The 20,368-nt window shown below is 71.8% G+C and carries 20 protein-coding genes; 10 read left to right on the forward strand and 10 right to left on the reverse strand.

Features of this window, described 5'->3' with window-relative positions:
• Positions 1-17: 17 nt before the first annotated feature.
• The 3 genes from EV187_RS04630 to EV187_RS18505 are packed head-to-tail and all read right to left on the reverse strand — an operon-like array spanning position 18 to position 1,878.
• Positions 18-566, reverse strand: coding sequence for a DUF3618 domain-containing protein (locus tag EV187_RS04630; protein WP_130351804.1), 549 nt, complete (start codon positions 564-566; stop codon positions 18-20).
• Positions 563-1,015 carry a phage holin family protein gene (locus EV187_RS04635; protein WP_130351805.1) on the reverse strand — a complete coding sequence of 151 codons (453 nt, stop codon included), beginning with the start codon at positions 1,013-1,015 and terminating at the stop codon, positions 563-565. The genes EV187_RS04630 and EV187_RS04635 overlap by 4 nt, the downstream gene beginning before the upstream one ends.
• Positions 1,015-1,878, reverse strand: a complete 864-nt coding sequence (locus EV187_RS18505; protein WP_207221735.1) for a hypothetical protein — start codon at positions 1,876-1,878, stop codon at positions 1,015-1,017. Before EV187_RS18505 ends, EV187_RS04635 begins: the two co-directional genes overlap by 1 nt.
• Positions 1,879-2,120: 242 nt before the next feature.
• On the opposite strand from EV187_RS18505, the gene EV187_RS04645 reads away from it, so the two are divergent.
• Both EV187_RS04645 and EV187_RS04650 read left to right on the forward strand, forming a co-directional pair.
• Positions 2,121-3,074 (forward strand): TIGR03557 family F420-dependent LLM class oxidoreductase, encoded by a 954-nt coding sequence (locus EV187_RS04645; protein ID WP_130351806.1) that lies wholly within the window; start codon positions 2,121-2,123, stop codon positions 3,072-3,074.
• A 144-nt stretch (positions 3,075-3,218) separates the two neighbouring features.
• Positions 3,219-4,724, forward strand: coding sequence for a helix-turn-helix domain-containing protein (locus EV187_RS04650; protein ID WP_130351807.1), 1,506 nt, complete (start codon positions 3,219-3,221; stop codon positions 4,722-4,724).
• A gap of 9 nt (positions 4,725-4,733) precedes the next feature.
• Here the strand turns inward: EV187_RS04650 and EV187_RS04655 are convergent, their stop codons facing one another.
• Positions 4,734-5,279: a PadR family transcriptional regulator gene (locus EV187_RS04655; RefSeq protein ID WP_130351808.1), complete on the reverse strand. Its 546-nt coding sequence runs from the start codon at positions 5,277-5,279 to the stop codon at positions 4,734-4,736.
• 85 nt (positions 5,280-5,364) lie between these two features.
• On the opposite strand from EV187_RS04655, the gene EV187_RS04660 reads away from it, so the two are divergent.
• The 4 genes from EV187_RS04660 to EV187_RS04675 all read left to right on the forward strand — a co-directional run bounded on the left by EV187_RS04660 (position 5,365) and on the right by EV187_RS04675 (position 9,030).
• Entirely contained in the window at positions 5,365-6,534 is a 1,170-nt protein-coding gene (locus EV187_RS04660) for a serine hydrolase domain-containing protein (protein ID WP_130351809.1), read from the forward strand.
• A 137-nt stretch (positions 6,535-6,671) separates the two neighbouring features.
• The gene (locus EV187_RS04665) at positions 6,672-8,120 is read left to right on the forward strand and encodes an NAD(P)/FAD-dependent oxidoreductase (RefSeq protein WP_130351810.1); all 1,449 of its coding nucleotides are present in this window, start codon (positions 6,672-6,674) and stop codon (positions 8,118-8,120) included.
• A complete protein-coding gene (locus EV187_RS04670) occupies positions 8,117-8,476 on the forward strand; it encodes a cupin domain-containing protein (protein WP_242609432.1) in 360 nt (119 codons plus the stop codon). Before EV187_RS04665 ends, EV187_RS04670 begins: the two co-directional genes overlap by 4 nt.
• Entirely contained in the window at positions 8,473-9,030 is a 558-nt protein-coding gene (locus EV187_RS04675) for an MOSC domain-containing protein (RefSeq protein ID WP_242609433.1), read from the forward strand. Before EV187_RS04670 ends, EV187_RS04675 begins: the two co-directional genes overlap by 4 nt.
• An 11-nt stretch (positions 9,031-9,041) precedes the next feature.
• Here EV187_RS04675 and EV187_RS04680 read toward each other — a convergent pair whose 3' ends face one another.
• From EV187_RS04680 to EV187_RS04690, 3 genes are all read right to left on the reverse strand, one after another.
• Positions 9,042-9,794 carry a winged helix-turn-helix transcriptional regulator gene (locus tag EV187_RS04680; RefSeq protein WP_130351811.1) on the reverse strand — a complete coding sequence of 251 codons (753 nt, stop codon included), beginning with the start codon at positions 9,792-9,794 and terminating at the stop codon, positions 9,042-9,044.
• Between the two features lie 12 nt (positions 9,795-9,806).
• Entirely contained in the window at positions 9,807-10,268 is a 462-nt protein-coding gene (locus EV187_RS04685; RefSeq protein ID WP_130351812.1) for a VOC family protein, read from the reverse strand.
• A gap of 105 nt (positions 10,269-10,373) precedes the next feature.
• On the reverse strand, positions 10,374-12,038 hold the full coding sequence (locus EV187_RS04690) for a PucR family transcriptional regulator (RefSeq protein WP_242609434.1): 1,665 nt from the start codon (positions 12,036-12,038) through the stop codon (positions 10,374-10,376).
• 91 nt (positions 12,039-12,129) lie between these two features.
• On the opposite strand from EV187_RS04690, the gene EV187_RS04695 reads away from it, so the two are divergent.
• The 4 genes from EV187_RS04695 to EV187_RS18855 all read left to right on the forward strand — a co-directional run bounded on the left by EV187_RS04695 (position 12,130) and on the right by EV187_RS18855 (position 18,172).
• The gene (locus EV187_RS04695) at positions 12,130-13,614 is read left to right on the forward strand and encodes a CoA-acylating methylmalonate-semialdehyde dehydrogenase (protein WP_130351813.1); all 1,485 of its coding nucleotides are present in this window, start codon (positions 12,130-12,132) and stop codon (positions 13,612-13,614) included.
• Positions 13,615-13,813: 199 nt separating this feature from the next.
• Positions 13,814-15,262, forward strand: coding sequence for an aspartate aminotransferase family protein (locus EV187_RS04700; RefSeq protein WP_130351814.1), 1,449 nt, complete (start codon positions 13,814-13,816; stop codon positions 15,260-15,262).
• 143 nt (positions 15,263-15,405) lie between these two features.
• Positions 15,406-16,611, forward strand: coding sequence for an aminotransferase class I/II-fold pyridoxal phosphate-dependent enzyme (locus tag EV187_RS04705; protein WP_130351815.1), 1,206 nt, complete (start codon positions 15,406-15,408; stop codon positions 16,609-16,611).
• A 49-nt stretch (positions 16,612-16,660) separates the two neighbouring features.
• Positions 16,661-18,172 carry a flavin monoamine oxidase family protein gene (locus tag EV187_RS18855; protein ID WP_130351816.1) on the forward strand — a complete coding sequence of 504 codons (1,512 nt, stop codon included), beginning with the start codon at positions 16,661-16,663 and terminating at the stop codon, positions 18,170-18,172.
• Here EV187_RS18855 and EV187_RS04715 read toward each other — a convergent pair.
• The 3 genes from EV187_RS04715 to EV187_RS04725 are packed head-to-tail and all read right to left on the reverse strand — an operon-like array spanning position 18,069 to position 20,366.
• A complete protein-coding gene (locus EV187_RS04715; protein WP_130351817.1) occupies positions 18,069-18,818 on the reverse strand; it encodes a Pr6Pr family membrane protein in 750 nt (249 codons plus the stop codon). The two genes, EV187_RS18855 and EV187_RS04715, sit on opposite strands and share 104 nt — an antisense overlap.
• 56 nt (positions 18,819-18,874) lie before the next feature.
• Positions 18,875-19,714 carry an amino acid ABC transporter ATP-binding protein gene (locus tag EV187_RS04720; RefSeq protein WP_130351818.1) on the reverse strand — a complete coding sequence of 280 codons (840 nt, stop codon included), beginning with the start codon at positions 19,712-19,714 and terminating at the stop codon, positions 18,875-18,877.
• The gene (locus EV187_RS04725; RefSeq protein ID WP_130351819.1) at positions 19,701-20,366 is read right to left on the reverse strand and encodes an amino acid ABC transporter permease; all 666 of its coding nucleotides are present in this window, start codon (positions 20,364-20,366) and stop codon (positions 19,701-19,703) included. Before EV187_RS04725 ends, EV187_RS04720 begins: the two co-directional genes overlap by 14 nt.
• Positions 20,367-20,368: the final 2 nt, after the last annotated feature.

Genomic DNA, 20,368 nt, shown 5'->3' on the forward strand with positions numbered 1-20,368 from the left:
TGGGGCCGCCTCGGGGTTCAGCTCATCTGGCGGTCGGCGGCGTGCTTGGCGTCGGTCTGGACCTGGGACGCGGCGTCCTGACCCTCTTCCTTCACCGTCTCGACGCCTTCCTTCGCACGGTCCTTGACTGCCTCGGCGGCATCCTTCGCGGGCTCGCGCAGGTGATCGGCGGACTCCATGGCCACGTCCTTCGCCTCGTCGACGAGGGGGGCCGCCGCATCCTTCACCTTCTCGGCTGCCTGCTGCTCAACCCGCGAGGCGGGGATGAGCGAGGCTGCGAGGAGGCCCACCCCGAAGGCGATCAGGCCCACGGCGACGGGGTTGCCCTGCGTCGCGTTGGCGACCTTGCGCGGCGCGCCGGCGACGGCATCCTGCGTCGAGTCGACGACGTCGGAGGCGGTGCCCATCACGCGGTCCTTCAGACGCGTCGCAGCGCGGCGCACCTTGTCGGTCTGGCGCTGGGCGGCCTTGGCCGGGTTCACCTTGTCGGCGAGCGCGTCGACGTCCTGTCCAAGTTCGAGTCGGGTCCGCTCGATATCCGAACGGATCACATCGGGGTCACTCATCGGTTCTCCTCATTCCTCTTCAGCGTCTCGGGGATCTCCTTGACCGTCTCGACGGTCTGGGGGATGCCTTCCACCTCTTCGATCTCCTTCTTGCCCGTGAAGAACAGCACCGCGGCGACGATCCCCCACAGCACTGCCACGATCAGGGCCGACCAGGCGTTGCCCATCAGGTAGCCGAGCGCCCACCAGAGCGCGATCGACACGAACAGCAGGGCGAGGAAGCCGGCAACGCCGGCGCCGCCGTACAGCCCGGCGCCCTTGCCCGCCTGCTTCGCGGTCTGCCTGAGCTCCGCCTTGGCGAGTTCGATCTCCTGGCGCATGAGCGTCGAGATGTCGCGGCTCACCTCGGCGAGCAGGTCGCCGAGCGAGGTGCTCGCGGCCTGCCGCTCCGACGGGGTCGGCAGGTCGGCGCCGGGAGCGCCGGCACGCGGCTGGTTCAGGTTCGTCATCAGATGCCGCCTCGCGTGGTGGCCGGGGTGCCCGCGGGCCACGACTGGCCGGTGACGGGGTCGACCGGGGCGTCGGCGGTGGGGCCGGTCACGATGGTCTCGGTGTCGGTCACCACGACCTCGCTGTCGGCGACTCCCGGAACGCCGGGCGTGGCCGCGGTGCGCGTGCCGGTGCCGTAGACGGACCCCGGGCGACCGGATGAGGCGATGGCGCGGTCGTCATCGTCGGAGGGCGTGACGAGCGCACGCGTCAGCCGGCCGATGACCACGCCCGCCCCGACGGCGACGGCGAGGAAGACGCCGGGCCGACGGCGGGCGAATCCCTTGACCTCCTCGAGGAGGTCCTTGGGGTCGCGCTGGTCGAGCCACTGCGCCACGGCGCCGACGCGCTGGCCGGCCTCCCGTGCGACATCCGCTGCGAAGCCCGTCCCGCTGCCGGTTCCGTCGGCCATGTGCGAGAACTCGTCTCCGATGTTGCGGAGCCCGCCTGCGGCGCGGCTCTGCTGGGTGGCGGCCTGCTGGCGCACCTCGCTGCCGACCTGGTCGGCGAGGCGACGCGCCTGACGGCGAGCCTCCGACCCGACGGCCTTCGTCTCCTCCTTGGCGACGCCCGCCACGCGCCGGGTGGCGTCGCCGGCCTCGTTGGCGAGGTTGGCCGCCTCCTCACGCGCTCCCGGGGTCGTCGCGGTCGTGCCCGTGGTTCCGGTGGTTCCGGTCGTTCCGGTGGTTCCGGTCGTGCCCGTCGTTCCGGTGGTTCCGGTCGTGCCCGTCGTTCCGGTGGTTCCGGTCGTTCCGGTCGTGCTCGTGGCCCCGAGTGAATCGTCGTTCGAACCCGGGTAGCCAGGTGTTGTGCTGTTCGTCATCGTCCACTCACTTCCAGTCCGGGTCGCCTGCTGGAGGCGCCGCTCGTGTACCCCGAAACGCTAGGTCGGCTGCCCTCCGGGAAGAAGACCCTTGCCACCGGAGGAGGCGAGGCGTATAACGCGGGCGCGATCTTCCGGGGCCGCCGATCGGCGCGGCATTGTGACGCCCGATCCCGGTGGGCGCAAGCACCTTCCCCCGCGGACCCCGGGCGGCGTAGCGTCGCCGGGTCGGAGGGGGACGCATGGAGTACGGCTACAAGCTCTCGGCCGAGGGCTTCGGCCCGCAGGAGCTCGTGCGCCAGGCGGTGCTCGCCGAGGCATCCGGGTTCGACTTCGTCGAGATCAGCGACCACTACCACCCGTGGCTCGACTCGCAGGGGCACTCCCCCTTCGCGTGGACCGTGCTCGGGGCGATCGCGGCGAGCACCGACGCGATCGGGCTCGCGACGGGGGTCACGTGCCCGACGGTGCGGTACCACCCGGCCATCGTCGCGCAGGCCGCGGCCACGCTCGCGCTCGTCTCGGACGGGCGCTTCACGCTCGGCGTCGGCTCGGGCGAGCGCCTGAACGAGCACGTCGTCGGGCGCGGCTTCCCCGCCGTCGCCGAGCGCCAGGCGATGCTGCGGGAGGCCCTCGAGATCATCAGGCTGCTCTGGCAGGGCGGGTACCGGTCGTACCGCGGCGAGTACCTCGATCTCGAGGACGCCCGCGTGTTCGACCTGCCCGACGAGCTGCCCGTCATCGCGGTGGCCGCGGGTGGTCCGGATGCCGCGGAGCTGGCCGCGGAGCTCGGCGACGGCCTGTTCGGCACCGAGCCGAAGCCCGAGCTGCTCGACGCCTATCGCGGCGCGGGCGGCGACGGCCCGACCTACGGCGAGGTGGGCCTCGCCTGGGCGGAGACGGAGGACGCCGCCGTGCAGGCCGCCTTCGAGTCGAGTCGATGGTCGCTGACGGGCTGGAAGGTCATGAGCGAGCTGCCGAACCCGGCCAACTTCGAGGCGGCCTCGACGGTGGTGCGGCCCGAGGACGTCGCCGCCGCAATGCCGTGCGGGCCCGATGCCGCGAAGCACCTCGAGGCGATCCGCGAGTACGAGCGCGTGGGCTACGACCACGTCGTGCTCACGAACAGCGGCCCGGACCCCGACGGCTTCATGGACTTCTTCGCGAGGGAGCTGCGGCCCGCGCTGGGAGGGTGAGGGCACCGACCGAGCGCAGAAGCACGATCCTTCACCGCCCAGGGGACCCGCACGGTCGCCGTCGGGCCACTCACACGGCGGAATCGCAGAACTTCCGCAGTTCTTCCGTTTGCGGCATCCGCTTGCCCGTGTGAACATCGATGCATGGTCATCGCGGATCGCATCCCCGCTCGCACGGCTCTCGCAGCCGCCGTCGCCGAGCCCGGGGGCGAGCCCGACGAGGTCGACGCGCTGACGCTCGGCCGCCGCATCCGCGACCGTCGCACCGCCCTCGGCATGACCCTGGGCGAGCTCGCGACCGCCATCGACCGCGCACCGTCGCAGGTCTCGTCGATCGAGAACGGCAAGCGCGAGCCGCGGCTCTCGATGCTCCGCACCATCGCCCTCGCCCTCGGCACCACGGTCGACGACCTGTTGCGAGCGGATGCCCCGTCGGAGCGCGCCGCGCTCGAGATCGCCGTCGAGCGCGCCCAGCGCGGGCCGGTGTTCGCAGCCCTCGGCCTGCCGACCTTCCGCGTGGCGAAGGGCATGAGCGACCAGACGCTGCAGACCATCCTCGCGCTGCACCACGAGATCGACCGGCTGCATCGCGAGCGGGCGGCGACCCCCGAGGAGGCGCGCCGCGCCAACGCCGAGCTGCGCGCCGAGATGCGCGCCCGCGACAATTTCTACCCCGAGCTCGAGGCGAAGGCCGCCGAGCTGCTCGAGGCCGTCGGCCACACTGGCGGCCCCGTCTCGCACCAGCTGGTCGCCGACATGGCGAGCCACCTCGGCTACTCGCTGCACTACGTGGGCGACCTGCCGCACTCCACCCGCTCGGTGACCGACAAGCGCAACGGCCGCATCTACCTGCCCACGCAGCAGTCGCCGTCTCGCGACTCGCGCTCGCCCATCCTGCAGGCGCTCGCGAGCCACCTGCTCGACCACGACGAGCCGCGCGGCTACGCCGACTTCCTGCGCCAGCGCATCGAGACGAACTACCTCACCGCGGCCATCCTGCTGCCCGAGCAGGCGGCGGTGCGCTTCCTCACCGAGGCGAAGAACCTGCGGCGCATCTCGATGGAGGAGCTCCGCGACGCCTTCGCCGTGTCGTACGAGACGGCCGCGCACCGGTTCACGAACCTGGCCACCGCTCGCCTGGACATCCCCGTGCACTTCATGAAGGTGCACGAGTCGGGCACCATCATCAAGGCGTACGAGAACGACCGGGTGCGCTTCCCGTCCGACGCGCTGGGAGCCGTCGAGGGCACGACCGTGTGCCGCAACTGGACGGCGCGCACGGTCTTCGACGTCGAGGATCGGTTCAGCCCCTGGTACCAGTACACCGACACCTCCTCGGGCACGTTCTGGTGCACCTCGCGCATCGAGAAGGCGAAGGAGGGTGAGTACTCGGTGTCGGTCGGCGTGCCGTTCGAGCACGTGAAGTGGTTCCGCGGGCGCGAGACACCCCATCGTGCGGTGTCGCGCTGCCCCGACGAGTCCTGCTGCCGCCGCGCCCCCGGCGACCTGGCCGACAAGTGGGCGGATGCCTCGTGGCCGGCCGCCCGCACGCCGACGAGCCTGCTCGCGGCGCTGCCGACGGGCACCTTCCCGGGCGTCGACCAGACGGAGGTGTACCAGTTCCTCGAGGCGCACGCGCCGCGCGACTGAGGAACCGGGTCAGCCCGCCCGATCGGATGCCGCGAGCCCCCGGAACCACTCGAGGGAGGCCCGGTGGGCGACGACGCCGTAGTCGAGGGTGGCCCGCTGGTAGCGGAATACGTCGCGGTAGACGTCGGGGATCGCCGCCGCCTGCGCGTCGAGCGCGAGTGCGAAGCCCTCGAGCCCGGCGAGCTCCTGCTCGATGCCGGCGATGATGCCGTCGATCACGACGCGGCGTTCGGCCTCGTCCTCCACGAGTCCGAGCAGGAAGAGGCGCGAGAGGGCGGCCGTCTCCAGGTCGCCCCCCACGATCGGTGAGCGGATCCAGGCGTGGAACGTCGCCGCACCGGCATCCGTGATCTCGTAGACCTTCTTGAGGCGTCCCGCGTCGGTCTGCTCGTGCATGCGCACGTTCCCCGCGGCGTGCAGGCCCTTGAGGGCGCTCTGCAGGCTGCCGAAACTCGCGCGGTAGAACAGCGAGGGGCCCTGCTCGAACTGCTTGTTCAGCGAGTAGAGGGTCTGCGGGCCGAGCAGCAGGAGGAGGCCCAGGATCACGTTGCCCATGCGTTCCGCCTTCTCTTCATGTATATTCCTACTCGTGATATAACGGTTCGTGATATCACGAACCGTGACGAAGGGATTCTCGCAGATGGACGCCGCAGCCGAGTTCAGCACTCGCCTCGATCGCCACCTCTCCCGCGTCGCGGCTCGACGTGGCAGCCTCGGGGCTCCCCAGGTCGCCGTGTCCGCGCCGGCTCTCGGGATCGATCACCGCTTCGGCGAGCGCGCAGGCCGGTTCCACGTCGCGAGCATCGGCAAGCACTTCACCGCGACCCTCCTGATGCAGGCCGTCGAGGCCGGGGCCTTCGCACCGGACACGCCCGTCAGCGCCCTGCTCCCCCGCGACGAGCTCGAGGGGCTCTTCGAGACGCAGGCCGCCACGGATGTCGCGGCCGGGGCGACCCTGCACGACCTGCTCACCCATACCGCCGGCGTCGCCGACTACTTCGAGGGCCCGGTCGCCTCGGGCCGCCCGATGCAGGAGCTCGTGCTCGCCGAGCCCGACCGCTTCTGGAGCCCGGCCGACCTGCTCGACTTCAGCCGACGGCACCAGCGCCCGGTCGGCCGTCCGGGCCGGCGCTTCGCGTACTCCGACACCGGCTACGTCCTGCTCGGTCGCGTGCTCGAGCAGGCCACCGGCCGTGCGTTCCACGAGCTCCTGCACGAGCGCATCCTCACCCCGCTCGGCATGCGCGACAGCGCACTGCTGTTCCACTCGATCCCCGCGAACGACCTCGCGTCGGCAGTCGCCTCGGCGGCGGCCTCGGCTCCGGCGGCCTCGGCTCCGGCGGCGGCGGACACCAGTGCCTCGACGGCAGCGGCGCCCCGGATCGCACCGTTCCGCCTCGGCCGGCACGAGGTCAGCACGTTCCGCAGCGTGAGCTGCGACTGGGCTGGAGGCGGCATCGTCTCCACGCCCGACGACCTCGTGACGTTCAGCGCGGCCCTCCACCGCGGCGACCTGATCTCGCCTGCGAGCCTCGCCTACCTCGCCGAGCCGCGCAACCGGTTCCGTTCCGGCATCCGCTACGGCGCCGGCACGATGGAGGTGCGGTTCGAGGGCTTCATGCCGCTGCTGCGCGGCCTGCCCCACCCGGTCGGCCACATCGGCATCCTCGCCACGCACCTCTTCCACGACCCGGTGCACGACGCGCACATCGTGCTCAACTTCGCGTCGACGCGCGAGATGGTGCGCAGCTTCCGCACCCTCATCACGATCGAGCAGGAGTTGCAGCGCGCGTCGCGCGCGTCCCGGTGACGGATGCCGCGGCGGCCGCCTGCGGCATCCGGCCACCCTGTCCGACGACCGGCGGAGGTCGCGACACCGCGGCGCTGGCGTCCGCCGCACGCGGCGCGGGAGGATGGAGGCACCCCGACCGCCTTGGAGTGATCGCCGTGGGAACGACCGTATTCGAACGACGCCGACCGCCGGCATCCGTGATCGAGCACTCGCTCGCCGAGACCGAGCAGCGGGTGTTCTGGCTCGACGACCTCGCCGACGAGGCGAAGCGCCCGCGCCCCTGGCTCACGGGCGAGCGGGTCGCGCAGCTCGCGATCGTCGGCGGCGGGTACACGGGCCTGTGGACGGCGGTGCTCGCCAAGCGCCGGTACCCCGACGCCCACGTGGTGCTCGTCGAGGCCAAGACCATCGGCTGGGCCGCATCCGGACGCAACGGCGGATTCTGCGAGGCGAGCCTCACCCACGGACACGACAACGGGATGTCGCGCTGGCCCGACGAGATGGCTACGCTCGACCGGCTCGGCATCGAGAACCTCGACGCGATCGGGGCCGCCGAGGCCGAGTTCGGCATGGACTTCGAGTTCGAGCGCAACGGCGCGCTCGGCGTCGCGGTGGAGCCGCACCAGGTCGCCTGGCTCCGCGAGGAGGTCGAGGCGGCCGCCGCGCGCGGCGACGACTCCGTGCGGCTCCTCGACCAGGCCGAGGTGCGCGCCGAGGTCGACTCGCCCACGTACCTCGGCGGCGTCTGGGACACGCGCGGCAGCGCCCTCCTGCATCCGGCGAAGCTCGCGGCCGAGCTCGCGCGCGTGGCCGAGGAGCTCGGGGTCGAGATCTTCGAGCGATCGCCGGTGCGCCGCATCGACACGCCGGGATCGACGGGTGCGGTGACGCTCATCACCGAGGGCGGTCGCGTGCTCGCGCAGCACGCCGTGCTCGCGACGAACGTGTTCCCGAGCCTGCTCAAGCGCAACCGGCTGATGACCGTGCCCGTCTACGACTACGTGCTCATGACCGAGCCGCTCTCGGCCGGGCAGCTCGCGTCGATCGGCTGGTCGAACCGGCAGGGCCTCGGCGACCTCGCGAACCAGTTCCACTACTACCGCCTCTCGCGCGACGACCGGATCCTCTTCGGCGGCTACGACGCGGTGTACCACTACGGTCGGCGCGTGCGGGAGCGGTACGAGCAGCGCCCCGAGTCGTACGAGCGGCTCGCCGCCCACTTCTTCACGACGTTCCCGCAGCTCGAGGGGCTGCGCTTCAGCCATCGATGGGCGGGCGCGATCGACACGAGCACGCGGTTCTGCGCGTTCTTCGGCACCGCCCGCGACGGACGGGTCGCCTACGCCGCGGGCTTCACCGGACTCGGCGTCGCGGCCACCAGGTTCGCGGCCGAGGTCATGCTCGACCAGCTGGAGCAGCGCGACAACGAGCGCACCCGGCTGCGGATGGTGCGCGAGCGCCCGCTGCCGTTCCCGCCCGAGCCCGCCGCCGCCATCGGCATCAACGCGACGCGCTGGTCGCTCGACCGCGCCGACCACACGGGAGGGAGGCGCAACATGCTCCTCAAGACACTCGACGCCCTCGGCCTGGGGTTCGACTCGTGACCGGCGAGCCGCGCCTCCATCCGGGCGTGATCGCAGATGCCGCATCCGTCGTGCTCGAGCACGTGCCGGTCGAGCCCGACCAGATCGTCGCCGGCGCGCCGACCACCGGGCACCTCGTGCTCGACGATGACGGCGAGCGCATGGTGGGCGTGTGGGAGATGTCCGTCGGCGCGATGCGCGACGTCGAGGCCGACGAGGTCTTCGTCGTGCTCGCGGGCGCCGCGACGGTGGAGTTCGAGCATCCGCATGCCGCGCCGATCGTGCTGTCGCCCGGGTCGGTCGTGCGGCTGGAGTCGGGGATGCGCACGATCTGGACCGTGCGGCAGACGCTGCGCAAGGTGTACGTCGCACCGTGAGCGCCGAGATCCCGTCGCCGTCGGTCGTCGCGGTCGCCCGCGATGACGCCCATCGGTTCTCGAAGCCGCTGCATGGCGAGATCCGGCTCGTCGAGGGCCACGGCGTGGAGGGCGACGCCCACGCCGGCGCCACCGTGCGGCGTCGCTCTCGCTTCAAGGGCACATGGACGGAGCCGAACCGACGCCAGGTGCACCTGATCCAGCTCGAGCTCTTCGACGAGCTCGCCGTCGAGGGCCACGAGGTCGCACCGGGCGAGCTCGGCGAGAACGTGACGATCGCCGGCGTCGACCTGCCCGCGCTGCCGCTCGGCACGCGGATCCGCCTCGGCGACGCCGCGGAGGTCGAGCTCACCGGGCTCCGCAACCCGTGCGTGCAGATCGAGCGGTTCCAGCCCGGGCTCATGAAGCGGCTCATCCGTCGCGACGGGAGGGGCGCGACGCTCCGACGCGCGGGCGTCATGGCGATCGTCGTCGAGGGCGGCGTCGTGCGGCCGGGCGACGCGATCGTGGTCTCACTGCCCGCTGGGCCGCACGAAGCGCTGCCCGTGGTCTGAGGCGGCCGGCGTCAGGCGACGGATGCCGCGTCGCCCGCCTCGCTCGCCGCGTCCGTCGGCGGCGCGACGGGATCGATGCGGAACGTCAGCCGGAAGCGCTCGAGCAGGGCGCTTCCCCCGTCGAGGATGGCGACGCCAGGGGGCGGTCCCTTCACGGCGACGGCGCCGCGCACGCCCGAGACGAGGTCGCGGAAGCCCGTCGGTTCGACGGCGAGCTCGAGCACGTCCTCGGGCACCGGGTCGGGCATTGCGCGGCGCGGTTGCGGCAGCGCGCCCGGTCCGACGGGGGCGACATCGAGGTCGCGTCCCGCCACGATCGCCGAGATGGAGACGTCGCCGACGTGCAGCACGTACTCGGTGGGCGGCAGTGCCGCCGCGGCATCCGGCCTGAAGGCGGCGCCGAGTGCGATGACGAGCGCGTCGGCCGTGACCCGCTCGCCCTCGGCGGGCTCGCCCAGCGTCGACCACCCCCAGCGCTCGAGGGCGATCACGACGGGCTCCAGCGCGCGGCCCAGCTCGGTGAGCTCGTAGCCGCCGCGCACGGTCGGCACGCGGCGCACGACGCCCGCCTCCTGCAGTTCCTTCAGCCGGTCGGCCAGGATGTTCGTCGGGATTCGCGGCAGGCCGGCCTTCAGGTCGCCGTACCGGCGCGCGCCGACGAGCAGGTCGCGGACGATGAGCAGTGCCCACCGTTCCCCGACCCGCTCGACGGCACGAGCGACGCCGCTGTACTGGCCGAAGCCGCGCGCGGCGCGCGTTGCCATGATCCGGCCCGGTCAGGCCGAGGTCGACTGGGCGCCGGCGCCTTGCTGCGCCATGTAGGCCTCGGGGCCCTGCTCGGCGGCGGCGGGCTCCATGAAGAGGAACGAGAGGTTGTTGCCGTCGGGGTCGTCGAGGTCGCGCGAGTACATGAACCCGTAGTCCTGCGCCGGACGCGGCTCGCTGCCGCCGGCGGCGAGGCCCTTGGCGAGCGCGACGTCGACGTCCTCGCGGGAATCACGGGTGAGGGCGATGGACACCTGCGCCTGGGTCTTCGGGTCGATGATCTGCTTGTCGGTGAACGTCCCGAGGTACTCGCGGGTCAGCACCATGAAGTAGATGGTGTCGCTGAGCACGACGCACGCGGCGTTCTCGTCGGTGAACAGCGGGTTGATGCGGAAGCCGAGCGCCTCGTAGAACGCCTTGGAGCGCTCGAGGTCGGTCGTCGGCAGGTTGACGAAGATGTTGGTCGCGGTCATGTTGTCCTCCGATGTTCGTGGTGTGCGATGTTCCGGTGATGCGATTCAGCTTGCTCTTTGCAAGTGGACTTGTCAATAGCAAGTAACCAGATTTCCTTCCCGAGCTCAAGTCGCGGCGCTGCGTCGCACGAGCAACGCCAGGTGCAGCGCCGTGAGCGCCTCGCCGTCGTCGAGGTCCACGCCGAGCAGGTCGCCGATGAGCGAGAGCCGCTGGTAGAACACCGACCGCGAGAGATGGCTCGCGGATGCCGCAGCCGTGCGGTTGCCCGGATGCGCGAGCATCGCGCCGAGCACCGTGAGCAGGTCGCCGCCGCGCGCGAGGTCGTACTCGATGAGCGGCGCCAGCATCCGCTCGCTGTGCCGGAGCAGCCGGTGGTCGTCGCGCAGCGAGGTGACGAGCCGCATGAGCGGGCGATCCTCGGCGCGACGCAGCTCCATGCCCCGCACGGTTCGCGGTCGCGGAGTCCGCGCCAGGTCGAGCGCCTCCTGCACCGAGCCGAGCAGCCCGTCGAGGTCGGCGGCCGCCCCGCCCACCGAGAGCACGAGCCGGTCGACGGATGCCGCGTCGTCGCCGACGAGGGCGGCGGCGAACTCGTTCGCGGCGGCGTCCGACAGCTCGACCGGCACCGACAGCAGCACGATGCGGGCGGCACCGGAGGCGCCGGCATCGGGGGCGGCACCGTCGATCGCACGACCGCCGAGCGTGCGCGCCGCGACATCCGCTGCCCCGTTCGCGACGGGCGCCCCCGTCGCCACCACGCCGTACAGGCGCGCGCCCAGGATGGGGAGCCCCGCGGCCTCGAGTCGCGCGGTCGCCCCCGCCATTCCGGCGAACCGCCCGGCGAGCAGCCCGTCGACGAGTCGCTGCCGGCCGATCCGGACCCACTCGTCGGCGTCGCCGTCGGCGAGGCGGCCGAGCGCCAGCGCGATGGCGCCCTGCTCGAGCACGCTCGTGCGGCCCGCCGGGTGCGCCGGACCGGGCAGCGCGACGAGGTGCCCCCACCGGATGCCGCGGGCCTCGACGGGCACGACGAGCCACTCGTCGAGCCCCGCCGCGACCCCTCGCCCCCGGCGCTCCTCCTGCTGACGGTGCGCGTCGCGCGAGCGCACCTCCCAGCTCGTGAACAGGTCCTCCTCCGCGGCGGGCGGCACCTCGGATGCGACCACCTCGTGCGCGAGGTTCTCGAGCACCACGGCGGCGCCGAGCGTCTGCGCGAGCTGGTGCACGATGAAGTCGGCGGGCGAGCCGCGCAGGCTCAGTGCCGTGAAGCGCTCGCGCACCTCGTCGCGGGCGCGCAGGGCGGCGGTCTGCTCGGAGATGATGCGGCTGTGCACGGCCTCGGTGAGCGTGACGAACTTCACCTCGCGGTGGAGCGCCACGAGGGCGAGGCCGTGCTCGCGCGCGGCCTCCTCGACCACCGCGGGCACGTAGCGGTAGTGCACGCCCAGCTCGAGCACGAGGCCGGCGAGGCCCGCCTCGACGAGACCGGCGATGAACGCGTACAGGTCGGCGGGATCGGTCGGCCAGCCCGAGCCGGTGGAGAGCAGGAGCTCGCCGCCGTCGAGCAGCCGGGCGACGCCCGCGCTGTCGGAGACGTGCACCCAGCGCACTCGCGCGTCGAGCGCCTCTTCGCCCGCGAGCACCTCGGGCACGCCGTGGGCGACCGCCTCGAGGGTGAGGATCTCGCGCACGGTCGGCAGCCCGTCGTCGACGACCGCGCCTGCCGGACGATCCGTCCGGATCGTCTCGTCTTCACGACGAACTGCCATCGGTCGAACCTTCCTGCCTCTGCAACACTGGGGATGCCAGTCGAGACGACACCCCGGGCAATCTGTCCGGAAAGCCCGAGAAGGACCCTACATGAGCCTCATCCGACACTTCATCAATGGCCGCGAGGTCGCCGACGCGCAGCGCACCGGTCCGGTCTTCAACCCGGCCACCGGCGAGCAGCAGCACGAGGTGGCGTTCGCGTCCGTCGGCGAGGTCGAGCAGGCGATCGCCGCGGCATCCGCCGCCCTTCCCGGGTGGCGGGCCACCGGGCTCATCAAGCGCGCCGACGTGTTCTTCAAGCTGCGCCACCTGCTCGTCGAGCGCCAGGGCGAGCTCGCCGCGATCCTCACGAGCGAGCACGGCAAGGTGCTCTCGGATGCCGCGGGCGAGATCTCCCGCGGCATCGAGAACGTGGAGTTCGCCGCGGGGCTCGTGCACCTGCTCAAGGGCGAGCATTCCGAGCAGGTCGCGCGCGGCGTCGACGTGCACTCGTTGAAGCAGCCCGTGGGCGTGGTGGGAGCGATCACGCCCTTCAACTTCCCGGTGATGGTGCCGCTCTGGATGGTCGCGTCCGCGATCGCGTGTGGAAACACCGTGGTGCTGAAGCCCTCGGAGAAGGACCCGAGCGCCGCGATCTTCCTCGCGAAGCTGTTCCAGGAGGCCGGCCTCCCCGACGGCGTGCTCAACGTCGTGCACGGCGACAAGGTCGCGGTCGACGCGATCCTCGACTCCCCCGACGTGCGCGCCGTCTCGTTCGTCGGCTCGACGCCCATCGCGAAGTCCATCTACGAGCGCGCCTCGGCGAACGGCAAGCGGGTGCAGGCCCTCGGCGGCGCGAAGAACCACATGGTCGTCATGCCCGACGCCGACCTCGAGGGCGCAGCGGATGCTGCGGTCTCGGCCGCGTACGGCTCGGCTGGCGAGCGCTGCATGGCCGTGTCGGTGCTCGTCGCCGTGGGCGAGGTCGCCGACGACCTCGTCGAGGCGGTGCGCAGCCGCATGGGCGCGCTCGTCATCGGCGACGGCACGGATGCCGCGAGCGAGATGGGTCCCCTCATCACCAGGGAGCACCGCGACAAGGTCGCCTCCTACGTGACCGGCGCGTCGGCCGAGGGCGCGACGGTCGTCGTCGACGGCACGATCCAGCGGTTCGACGGCGACGGGTTCTTCGTCGGCGTCTCGCTCCTCGACCGCGTGAAGCCCGGCATGAAGGTCTACGACGACGAGATCTTCGGCCCGGTGCTCTCGGTCGTGCGCGTCGAGTCGTACGAGGAGGCGGTCGCGCTCATCAACGCGAACCGCTTCGCGAACGGCACCGCGATCTTCACGCGCGACGGCGGCACCGCCCGCCAGTTCGAGTTCGACATCGAGGTCGGCATGGTCGGCGTGAACGTGCCGATCCCGGTGCCGATCGGCGCGTACTCGTTCGGCGGCTGGAAGAACTCGCTGTTCGGCGACTCGCACATCTACGGCCCCGAGTCGGTGCACTTCTACACGCGCTCCAAGGTCGTGACGACGCGCTGGCCGAACCCGTCGGAGTCGCAGGTCAACCTCGGCTTCCCGAGCAACCACTGACCGCTCTCCGCCCACACTCCCCCTCCACTCCAACCACTCACCCTCCCCTCCAACCACCCCCCTCCCCTCCAACCACCCACCCCCCGTCCACCTCCACACCCCTCTCACTCCCATCCCATCGAGATGACGCCAGACGTCGGTTCGCTGCGCTGATACCGACGACTGGCGTCATCTGGATCGTCCGCGAGGAGCTCCCCGTATGACCGACACACTGACCACCGACACACTGACCACCGAGACGCAGGCGACGGATGCCGCGGCGGCGACGTACGCCGACCGGCACGGCACGCGGCATCCGCTGCCCGACCTCGACGCCGACGCACGGGTGCGGGCCGACGACCGCGCGCACGTGTTCCACTCGTGGAGCGCGCAGGCCCTCATCGACCCGCTGCCCATCGCCGCGGGCGAGGGCTCGACGTTCTGGGACTACGCAGGCAACGCGTACCTCGACTTCTCGAGCCAGCTCGTGAACCTCAACCTCGGGCACCAGCACCCCGACCTCGTGGCGGCGATCCACGCGCAGGCGGGACGCCTCGCGACGATCCAGCCGTCGATGGCGAACGATGTGCGCGGCGAGCTCGCCCGTCGCATCGCCGAGGTCGCACCCGGCGACCTCGACAAGGTGTTCTTCACCAACGGCGGGGCCGACGCGAACGAGTACGCCGTGCGCATGGCGCGTGCGGTGACCGGCCGCCGCAAGGTGCTCTCGATGTATCGCAGCTACCACGGCGGCACCGCCACCGCGATCTCACTCACCGGCGACCCGCGCCGCTGGGCGAACGAGCCGTCAGACGGCAGCGTCGCGCACTTCCTCGGGCCGTACGCCTACCGCTCGTCGTTCCACGCCGAGAGTTCCGAGCAGGAGACCGAGCGCGCGCTCGCCCACCTCGAGCAGGTCGTCACCCTGGAGGGCGCCGGCACGATCGCGGCGATCATCCTCGAGAGCGTGGTCGGCACCAACGGCGTGCTCGTGCCGCCGCCCGGCTACCTCGAGGGCGTTCGCGAGCTCTGCGACCGGCACGGCATCGTCTACATCGCCGACGAGGTCATGGTGGGCTTCGGCCGTGTCGGCGAGTGGTTCGCGGTGAACCACTTCGGCGTCGTGCCCGACCTCATCACCTTCGCGAAGGGCGTGAACTCGGGCTACGTGCCGCTCGGGGGCGTCGTAATCTCGCAGCGCATCGCGTCGCACTTCGACACGGTCGCCTTCCAGGGCGGGCTCACCTACTCGGGGCATCCGCTCGCCTGCGCGGCGGGCGTCGCCACGTTCGAGGTGTTCGAGCGCGACGGGATCCTCGAGCGCGTGCGCGACCTCGGCGTGCGCGTCGTCGAGCCGCGACTCCGAGCGATGGCCGAGCGGCATCCGTCGGTCGGCGAGGTGCGCGGACTCGGGCTGTTCTGGGCCATCGAGCTCGTGCGCGACCCCGCGAGCCGCGAGCCGCTGGTGCCGTTCAACGCGAGCGGGCCGGATGCCGCGCCGATGGCGGCCGTGGCCGCCGCGTGCAAGCGGGCGGGCCTCTGGCCGTTCGTGCACTTCAACCGCCTGCACGTTGCGCCCCCGCTCGTGATCTCGGAGGACGACCTCGTGCGCGGGCTCGACGTGATCGACCGGGCGCTCGACATCGCCGACGGGTACGTCGCGTCCTAGCACTGCGCGCGGCGTACGGCACCCCGACGCGGCCGGGCTCGGGGGCACCCCCGATGCCCGGGCGTCGTCGCGGAGTACCATGGGCGGGAATCCGCGGGACCTCCGTGTCACGGAGGCTCCCAGATCCCCTGGGGAAAGAGCTCATGGATGCCAGACTGACCTCCGATCGCGTCGTGGATGTCGCCGCGGCGACGCCGTTCCAGCTGCTGTACGACTTCTACCGACTCTCGGGCTACGAGCAGCGCCGGCATGAGCCGGGGGTGCTGGACTTCACGTTCGGCGACCCGCACGACCCGCCGTCGCAGGCCTACGTCGAGATCCTCCGCGAGTCGGTGGTCCCCCAGCACGAGCTGTGGTTCGCCTACAACTTCGGCGACGCGAAGGCGATCGAGGCGGCGACCGAGTCGCTGCGCCGTCACCTCGGGATCCCGTTCGAGGCCGCGGACGTGCACCTCACGACCGGTGGGTTCGCGGCCATCTCGACCGCGCTGAAGATCGTCGGCGACCCAGGCGACGAGGTGGTCTACAGCCTCCCCCCGTGGTTCCTCTACGAGCCGATCGTGCTGGAGTCGGGCATGGTGCCCGTCAAGGTGTCGATCGACCGGGAGACGCTCGACCTCGACCTCGACGCCATCGCCGCCGCCATCACGCCGCGCACGCGCGTCGTGATCGTGAACAGCCCGAACAACCCCACGGGTCGCATCTACCCGCCGTCGACGCTCGAGCGCCTCGCGGCGATCCTCGACGAGGCGTCGGAGCGCAACGGACGGCGCATCTTCCTCATCTCCGACGAGCCCTACAACCGCATCGTCTACGACGGGGCGCGCTTCCGCAGCCCCGTGGAGTTCTACCCGTGGAGCTTCCTCGCCTACAGCTACGGCAAGACGCTGCTGTCACCGGGCGAGCGCATCGGGTACCTCGCCGTGCCGCCGACGATGCCCGGCCGCGAGGCCTTCCGCGACGCCATCGAGACCGTGCAGATCTCGGGCGGTTGGCTCTTCCCCAACGCGTCCATGCAGTACGCGCTGCCGAAGCTCGAGACGCTCGCGTTCGACATCCCGCTCTTCCAGCGCAAGCGCGACGTGATGGTGGCCGCCCTGCGCGAAATCGGCTACCGGGTCGCCCGGCCCGAGGGCACGTTCTACCTGTTCCCCGAGTCGCCGCTCGCCGATGACGTCGAGTTCACGCGAGCACTCGACCAGGAGGGCGTGCTCGTCCTGCCGGGGCGCATGTTCGAGACCCCCGGATTCTTCCGCATCTCGCTGACCGCCACGATGGAGACGATCGAGGCGGGCCTGCCGCGCTTCGCGGCCGCCTTCAGTGCCGTCGCCGCCGCGGCCGACGCCTGACGCCACGCCGCGCCGACCCCCGCACGGGCCGTCAGCTAGCCTGAATGCCATGGACTCTCGGGCGGCGTCCGGCGGCATGGCCCGGCGAACCTTCCTCGCCGCGTCGCTCTCCGGGATCGCCGCCGTCGCGCTCTCGAGCTGCAGCTGGCCCGATGCCAGGCCGTCGCCCAGCGCCTCGCCGAGCGCGACCCCGACCCCGACCCCGACGCCCACCCCCCTGCCCCCCGACGGCGTGCCGCTGCCGACGGCGATGCGCCGCTCGAGCTGGGGCTCCGATCCGTTCGCTCGCGGTGCGTTCTCGTACGACGCCGTCGGCACCACGACGAGCCTGCGCCAATCGCTCGCGGAGCCCGTCGGCGAGCGCCTCTGGATCGCCGGCGAGGCCTGCTCCGCGACCGATCCCGGCACGCTGACCGGCGCTCGCGACTCCGGCCTCGCGGCGGCCGAGCAGGTCGCCCGGATCGCCGAGCCGGGCGAGCGGGTCGCCGTGATCGGTGCCGGCATCGCGGGGCTGACCGCTGCCGTGCACCTCGTGGATGCCGGATTCGAGGTCGTCGTCGTCGAGGCCCGCGACCGGGTCGGCGGGCGCGTGTGGTCGGTCGAGGTCGACGGCTTCGACCGCCCCGTCGAGCTCGGCCCGGTGCTCGTGCCCGACGACGAGCCGATGGCCGAGGCGCTCCGCGCGGCATCCGTCGACACCGTCGAGTTCGACGGGGTCGTCGAGGCGCGCACGAGCGAGGGCGTCGCGGTCGCGATCCCGCCGACGGGCGTCGACGCGGTGGACGCAGCACGCGCCTGGGCGGACGCCGCACCCGAGGACGTCTCCCTCGCCGCGGCACTCGTCGGCTCGGGCACCGTGCCGATGTCGACGGTGCCCGGCCCCGACGAGGTGAGCCCGGCGTCGTGGCTCGCGCACACGATCGCGAGTGGCGTGCAACCCGCGACGGGCGCGCCGTCGAGCGCGGTCTCGGCGCGCACCGTGCCGACGACGGCGTTCCCGTCCGGGTCGCAGCTCGTCACCGGCCGGCTCTCCGACCTGCTCGACGCCCTCGCCGACCGGGTCGACATCGCGGTCTCGAGCGTCGTGACGCGCGTGGCCCACGACGACCGGCGAGTGAGCCTGCGCCTCGACTCGGGCGAGTCGCTGACGGCCGACCGGGCCATCGTCACGGTGCCGATCGGCGTGCTGAAGTCCGACACGCTGCGCTTCTCGCCGGTGCTGCCGTTCGCCCACCAGCGCGCGATCGCCCGCCTCGAGACGGGCGTCGTCGACGTGGTGTGGCTGCGGTTCGAGGAGGCGTTCTGGCGATCGGGATCGCCGGCTGGTGCCGCGACGCCCGATGGCGCGGATGGCTTGGCGGCCGCACCCGACGTGCTCACCGTCGTGGGCGAGCCGTCGACCGTGGCGGCGTGGCTCGACCTCGGACGCGAGACGGGCGAGCCCATCCTCGTCGGGGTCATCGCGGCGACGCAGGCGACGCGACTGGAAGCGCTCGACGATCCGGAGTTCCAGTCGGCGATCCTCGCCGACCTCGCGCCCTACGCCACAGCGCGCGGTTGATCGCGACCAGCACCGCCGTGATCGCCACGAAGATCACGAGGACGAGCGCGCAGTAGGCCGCGACGCCGACCGCTCCGCCGACCTGGGCCTCGTCGAGGAAGAAGTACGGGTACCACCCGACGTCGGCCCCGCGCAGGAGCGTGTACGGCAGCCACAGCGAGGGGTACACCAGCACCCAGCCGATGGTCGACCACGGCACCCGCGGGTTCACCGCCATGATGCTGTCGGCCGTCCAGGCGACCACGGCGAGCGCAGGGACCACGAAGTGCAGCAACGTGTCCGACCACGGCACCTCGATGCGGTAGTCGCGTGACGACGCCTGGGCCACGATGAGCGCGAAGACGAGGCCCGACACGAGCAGGTAGACCGTGACCATGGTGCGCAGGATGCCGAGCCAGGGCGGATCGTTCGGCGCCATCAGCGCATAGGCGGCCGCGATGCAGAGGGTCACCACGGCGAGCATCGCCGACTGCACGGTGAAGTAGCTGAAGAAGTTGGCGGTGGCGAAGAACCGGAAACCGAGCACGTACTCGAAGTTGCCGACCAGGGCGATCACCTCGACGACGGCGATGAGCACGCGGAAGACGCCGAGGAGGCGCCTCGCCCGCATGCCCGGAGCGGAGACTCCGTGGGTGCGGGCGGCCATCCCCCAACGCTACGCCCTGGCCCGATGCGATCGCTCGGGAGCGCCCGGGGCGGCGCTCAGTCGAGCGGCCGGAGGATCCGATCGAGGAACCGACGCGTGCGCTCCTCGGTGGGCTTCGTGAAGATGTCGCCCGGCGCGCCGCGCTCCACCACGACGCCGCCGTCCATGAACAGCACCTCGTCGGCGGCCTGGCGGGCGAAGCCGAGCTCGTGGGTGACGACCACCATGGTCCAGCCCTCGTCGGCGAGCTCCTTGATCACCGACAGCACCTCCCCGACGAGTTCGGGGTCGAGCGCGCTCGTCGGCTCGTCGAAGAGCAGCAGGTCGGGCTTGAGGGCGAGCGCGCGCACGATGCCGACGCGCTGCTGCTGCCCTCCCGACAGCTCGAACGGGTAGGCGTCGCGCTTCTCGGCCAGCCCGACCCGCTCGAGGAGGGCGGACGCCTCCGCGAGCGCCTGCGCCTTCGGCACCCGCTGCACCCGGATCGGGCCCTCAACCACGTTCTGCAGCACCGTCATGTGCGGGAACAGGTTGTGCTGCTGGAACACCATCGCCGATCGGTCGCGCAGCGCGAAGCGCCCGGACTTCGGGACCGCAGCCGAGAAGTCCAGTTCCGGCCCGCCGGTGAACGCGATCGTGCCGCCGTCGGGCGTCTCCAGCCCGTTGAGCGACCGCAGCACGGTCGTCTTGCCCGACCCGCTCGGCCCGATGAGCACGACGACCTCGCCGCGCCGCACCTCGAGGTCGATCGAGCGCAGCACCTCGTTGTCGCCGAACGACTTGCGGATGCCCCGTGCCGTCAGCAGCACGGAGTCGTCGGGCGCGGCCTGCGGGGCGAGCGGGTCGCCCGCGGCATCCGGCCCCTGCGGCGGCACGCCGTCGTCAGTGGGCGACATAGCGATCGAGCCTCCTCTCGAGCGCGTTCTGGCCGCTGGAGAGCACGAGGCAGAACAGCCAGTAGATCAGCGCCGCCTCGAGGTAGAGCAGCATGAAGTCCTGCGTGAACGCCGCGATCTCCTGCGAGACGCGGAACAGCTCGGTCACGAGGATCAGCGAGGCCAGCGACGTGTCCTTCACGAGCGAGATGAACGTGTTCGACAGCGGCGGCACCGAGACCCGGGCGGCCTGCGGCAGGATGATGCGTCGCAGCGCGGTGGCGTGCGACATGCCGATCGTGTACCCGGCCTCCCACTGCCCCTTCGGGACCGACAGGATCGCGGCGCGGATGATCTCGGCCGCGTACCCGCCGACGTTGAGCGAGAACGCCGCGATCGCGCTCGGCCACGGATCGATCACGATGCCCACCGCGGGCAGTCCGTAGAAGATCACGAACAGCTGCACGAGCAGGGGCGTGCCGCGGATCACCGAGACGTAGAACCGCCCGATGCCCGAGAGCACGCGGTTCCTCGAGATCCGGGCGAGCGCGACGGCGAGCGCGATCACCAGGCCGATCGCGAACGAGGCCAGGGCGAGCGGGATGGTGCCGCTCAGCCCGCCCCAGACGATCGGCCAGAACGATTCCAGGAACAGTTGCCAGCCGGATGCCACGG

Origin of the sequence: Agromyces ramosus (assembly GCF_004216665.1) — a bacterium.
GTDB classification, from domain to species: Bacteria; Actinomycetota; Actinomycetes; order Actinomycetales; family Microbacteriaceae; genus Agromyces; species Agromyces ramosus.

Coding starts and splice junctions, on each gene's coding strand:
- EV187_RS04630 (WP_130351804.1), bottom strand. CDS start 566: ATGAGTGACCCCGATGTGATCCGTTCGGATATCGAGCGGACCCGACTC.
- EV187_RS04635 (WP_130351805.1), bottom strand. CDS start 1,015: ATGACGAACCTGAACCAGCCGCGTGCCGGCGCTCCCGGCGCCGACCTG.
- EV187_RS18505 (WP_207221735.1), bottom strand. CDS start 1,878: ATGACGAACAGCACAACACCTGGCTACCCGGGTTCGAACGACGATTCA.
- EV187_RS04645 (WP_130351806.1), top strand. CDS start 2,121: ATGGAGTACGGCTACAAGCTCTCGGCCGAGGGCTTCGGCCCGCAGGAG.
- EV187_RS04650 (WP_130351807.1), top strand. CDS start 3,219: ATGGTCATCGCGGATCGCATCCCCGCTCGCACGGCTCTCGCAGCCGCC.
- EV187_RS04655 (WP_130351808.1), bottom strand. CDS start 5,279: ATGGGCAACGTGATCCTGGGCCTCCTCCTGCTGCTCGGCCCGCAGACC.
- EV187_RS04660 (WP_130351809.1), top strand. CDS start 5,365: ATGGACGCCGCAGCCGAGTTCAGCACTCGCCTCGATCGCCACCTCTCC.
- EV187_RS04680 (WP_130351811.1), bottom strand. CDS start 9,794: ATGGCAACGCGCGCCGCGCGCGGCTTCGGCCAGTACAGCGGCGTCGCT.
- EV187_RS04685 (WP_130351812.1), bottom strand. CDS start 10,268: ATGACCGCGACCAACATCTTCGTCAACCTGCCGACGACCGACCTCGAG.
- EV187_RS04690 (WP_242609434.1), bottom strand. CDS start 12,038: ATGGCAGTTCGTCGTGAAGACGAGACGATCCGGACGGATCGTCCGGCA.
- EV187_RS04695 (WP_130351813.1), top strand. CDS start 12,130: ATGAGCCTCATCCGACACTTCATCAATGGCCGCGAGGTCGCCGACGCG.
- EV187_RS04700 (WP_130351814.1), top strand. CDS start 13,814: ATGACCGACACACTGACCACCGACACACTGACCACCGAGACGCAGGCG.
- EV187_RS04705 (WP_130351815.1), top strand. CDS start 15,406: ATGGATGCCAGACTGACCTCCGATCGCGTCGTGGATGTCGCCGCGGCG.
- EV187_RS18855 (WP_130351816.1), top strand. CDS start 16,661: ATGGACTCTCGGGCGGCGTCCGGCGGCATGGCCCGGCGAACCTTCCTC.
- EV187_RS04715 (WP_130351817.1), bottom strand. CDS start 18,818: ATGGCCGCCCGCACCCACGGAGTCTCCGCTCCGGGCATGCGGGCGAGG.
- EV187_RS04720 (WP_130351818.1), bottom strand. CDS start 19,714: ATGTCGCCCACTGACGACGGCGTGCCGCCGCAGGGGCCGGATGCCGCG.